This window comes from bacterium (genome assembly GCA_030018315.1).
GTDB lineage: Bacteria > Hydrothermota > UBA3073 > JACQXS01 > JAGMCI01 > JASEGA01.
Genome location: JASEGA010000051.1, coordinates 1 through 4,679 on the forward strand (window position 1 = coordinate 1; position 4,679 = coordinate 4,679).

The 4,679-nt window shown below is 39.9% G+C and carries 2 protein-coding genes; both read right to left on the bottom strand.

Annotated elements, in window-relative coordinates:
- A partial coding sequence (locus QMD71_09850; GenBank protein ID MDI6841127.1) for an FG-GAP-like repeat-containing protein occupies positions 1–3,246 on the bottom strand: 3,246 nt, incomplete at its 3' end.
- On the bottom strand, positions 3,183–4,679 hold a 1,497-nt coding region (locus QMD71_09855), incomplete at its 5' end, for a C25 family cysteine peptidase (GenBank protein ID MDI6841128.1). The genes QMD71_09855 and QMD71_09850, both read right to left, overlap by 64 nt.

The following is a 4,679-nucleotide window of genomic DNA, read 5'->3' on the forward strand; positions in this document are numbered from 1 at the left end:
TGGATTTGGATAGCTCTGTAATAATACCTCATTTATTTTGCCCATAGAAGCTTCTTCAATTCCTGTTGGACTCCACTTAAAATAGCCATCAATTGCAGTGAATGGAATATGGTTATTATCAATGTCTTGAAGGCGGGTGTCAGTTTCATCTATGTCTATCGGTGAATTTCCTTCACCAACCACTTTCCATCTGAGATAAGCAAGAGTACCACTCCCAACTGCACCAACTTCAGGTACTGATGGGAAGAAACAGGCACCGATTAGTATCTTGCCCGGGTCAGTATAGTCACAGAGTTTAAGAGTCGGCGCTACACTCTTTAAAAAAGGGCCCTCCTCATAGCTGGAACAATCAATTTCTAATACATTAGGGTCATACCTGATTAAAGCATCCCACCCAGCCAGAGATTGTGATGAACTGATACCACTGACATAAATTGAATCCCTAAAAGTATCACCAACTCCAATACCTTTCTCCCCAGCAATGATAGTGCATGGCTCAACTGACATTACAGAAGTCTTTGGTATAGCAACCTTAGGATTCAAAGAATTGAGTTCCTTTGTAGCTGTAGTATTGGCTAAGGAGCTAACCGGGATCGAAGATATGTCACCTCCTTTACCAGCGCCAAAAAGTTTGGCCACATAGAGGATATCATCTACACGTATCTTGTTATCTTTATTTACATCAGCACGTCGGACCCAATCTGGATGGGGATAATTTATTCCGAAGAGCTGTGCTACCGTCAATATATCATCTACCCGAATCTTACCATCCTCATTTATATCACCAACACATACGGATGCATGGATATCAATAGTATGAGACCCAGGAGTAAAAGTAAAGTATAGCACAGTAGAATCTGGCTCAAATTCTGTAATCTCACAGGTTGTAGGCTCACTATCATCAACTTTCACTGTAAACCCTTTATAGAGCATGTCCCAAGGCACTACAACCTTACAGTATCCAGTCATACTTGTTGGAGTTTCAGCATTAAAGCTTATCTCTTTTTCTCGATTATTGTAAGTAAATGCATCTATATCACAATTGGAAGTTATGACTACTTCATAGCAGTCAAACTCGCATGTGAATGTATCAGAGTGTTCACCTACATATGGCTTAAATCCGTACAGTCCTGTATGCCATATATCATGCTGGAATCCACCCCACTCAACTTCTCCAGGTTCTGCACCACTACCCTCTACCTTGAAAACTTGCATCCTATCAACCCGTATGGGTATACCCATACTAACACCGGACGTATCTATTGTCCCTATCACTACTTCAAATCTACCGTCTCCATCTATATCTGCGATAGTAGGCTGTGACCCCATCAAATTAAGATTAACAAGTGTATTCCCTAATTCTTTTCCATCATAGCTGAGGATGTAAAGTTTGCTACGATTATACCCTGTAGCAGCTTCTACAAATATTATTTCCAAGTAGTTGTCACCATCAAGGTCAGCTAAGGCAGGTGAAGTTACTTTATGTCTAGGATCTATATGAAAAGACCATAGTTCTGTCCCATTGCCTTTAAATACATAGAGACATGCCCCAATTCCAACTACTATCTCCAATGAACCATCCTTATCAATATCACCTATCACAGGTGAGTAGAAAGCATCCCCTTGAAGAATTGGTTTATGCCACAATACTGAGCCATTAGAATTGAATACATAAAGACCCACATCCCTAACAGGGACAATCACCTCTAATTGCTCATCACCAATAAGGTTTGCAACAATAGGTGTAGCAAACACCATACCAGTAAAAGTAAATGGCTCACCTGTAAATTCATAACTCCACTTCACAGTGCCATCACTTGAATTCAACACATATAAATGCCTATCAAACCCGCCGCCTATAAGTATCTCTAAACTTCCATCCTTGTCAATATCAGCTATTACAGGAGAGCTAAATGTTCCATAGTCAATTAAAAGTGACTCCCAGATTTCCTCCCCGGTGGGTCCATTGAAAGCATACACTTTTCCATTATAGTTAGTGACTATAACATCCAATATATTATCACCGTTGATATCAGCAAGTGCAGGTGATGACATGGTATAAAATATATAGGCTGCGCGAGGTTGAAGGGCAACCCTCCATAGAGTATCACCGGTTGCATTTGCATTCACTGCATATAGCCAGGTTATATCGCGAGGCCAAAAGAGGTCTTCCATGCCAACACCAATAATTTCAAATGTTCCATCCCCATTGATATCACCAACTACAGGTGGTGAATAACTTACTTTTCTCTTCTGCCACAGCTTTTCTCCAGTAATAGTATATGCAGAGGGACCCGCAGTTATTATTTCTAAATCTCCATTATTATTTAGGTCAACAAAAGTAGCAGTCCCTACTCCAGTTCCTAATTGACTGTCTAATTTTAGACTCAAAAGTGCTGAGAGTTCATACTTTGGAGTAGAAGGTAGTGTGGTAAAAGTATAGTTGATAGATGTACCAAGATGACCATATTCATCCCATGATTTCACCCGATAATGGTAAGTTTCATTTGGAGTTAATTCTTCCAATTTAACAGAGTGATTTTTAACTAATGCTGGATTCACTGTAGTCTCAGACCCATAAGAGGTAGTGAAACCATACTCTACCTGTGAACTGCATGGTTCATCTGTAGTCCAGTTAATGGTAGCACTTGAACTTTCAATGTTATATGCATAAACTGAAGAAATCTCAGGTGCTGTGACATCAGCCAGTGTTGTAAAAGTATCGTCACCAGATTCACAAGTGTTACCATCCAAATCTCTTGATTTTACCTGATAATGGTATTGAGTATTAGCTTTCAGGTTAATCAGCAATATCTGATGGTGTTTAACAAGTGCGTCTTTAGAGATTGTATTTCCATATTCTGAAGTCTCACCATATTCTACTTCTGAGTGGCTTGGCTCATCTGTATACCAGGTAATAGTTGCTTCATGCTCTCCTATATCTATCGCCTGGATATTAGATATAACAGGTGGCACAGTATCAATTTGGGGCTCAGTTCCAAGGAAGATAGGTGACTCTGGGTCACCAAATAGGTTGAGCTCATATACACAATACCTTGGAACCCAAAAGTCCAACCAGCTCCTTTTCTTTGCTTCTGGAATAAGCATTGCCTTTGCCTTCTGCAAGGCTACACCCGCAGAATAACCATTATGATTAAAAACCCAATCAAAGAAGGCTATATCTAACCTCTCTGATGGTCCAGGTCCAAGAAATGTCCCCAACCATACCTTGAGTTTCCTACCCATGCAACAGTGCCTCCGTTTGGATTGTTCATAAAATGCTCCACTATACAATTACCCCAATCAAATGCGCCAACCATACAAGAGATTGCCACATAGATAGAGAGTAAATCCCCATTTGTTAGATTATCTACATCTGTAGTATCGAGCCTATCAGGTCCTGTACTTATAACATTTGTGTTACCATGTGCAGCATGATGGATAAAATGATATCCAGAATTAATATGGTTAATTACCGCCTCTTTGTTCACATTCCCCAAAGATTCGTACAATTTAGTTATTGTATAATCTGGAGGTGTAATAGTAGCTATTGAATCGTTGACTATCCTACCCCATATGCCAACGAATAAGTGCTCACCAATTAAAAGTTCTTTCTTTACATAATCTGATGGCCGGCTTCCTTCATAGGTCAAGACTTTATTTACAAAGGTAGTACATTCCTCAGGAATAGAGACTGATGCTCTACCAACAAATACATCTGGATACATATCAGGAGCTAAGTCCCCTTCTTCATCTCCAAACTCGCCATTCTTATCCGCATCCCAATCACCGTCAAGGTCTGAAAAATATAGATCAGAAGGGATATCACCCCCATAAGAAAGTAGGAGATGACAATTAGCAATCCTGCAAGGTATCAAGTCTACATCACCACCTAATAAGACCCAGATTGTACCCCAATTTTCATGTGCATATTTAATAAAGTTACGAATTGTCTCAGCGAGGTCTCTTCCTGTGCCATACTCTACTCCAGCATGCGCCTTAATCCAAGAAAGGTCTACAAGTTTCGCAGATATTGGCCTAACTGGTCTCGATTCTTTCCATGATACAAGTGTACCAAAATAAGAGCCAACCTTAGTTGTATCAGTGATAATTACATATTCTGTATTTGCACCAGCTTTACTAATGGACGGCGTGAATCTCGCAATATCTTCATGATTTACAACTATCCCTTTGAGTATATCTCCAAAGACTTCATTCTGTCTCATAGACTTAGCACTTACTGGGCACACTCCTTCTTTATATGTAATACAGAGTTCAATCTTAGTATAAAGGTTGAGCTTCTTGACCACCGGCATATACTGCAAGGGGTAAACAATTACGCCCCCTATGCGGTAACCACTCATTGTTCCAGTATAGGGAAACTCAACAACTTTGCCAGGATAGGATTGTGTTGAACTATAGACCTCTGGTTTGGGTTCCACAAATGGAGGTGGCTCAAAATCATCAATGAATGGTATAGGATGCTGTGCGGGTAATATGTTATATTCACCTGCAATATCTTCTTTCTCATAATCAATTACTTCGACTTTTGTAACAGATGCACTTGGTGGAATAAGAAATGATAGACTTACTACCGGTAAAGCTGGCTCCCCAATTTTTCCAGTAGTGCCACAAGTCCCAAGCTTAACCACATCGTATCCTTTAAATTTACTAAACTC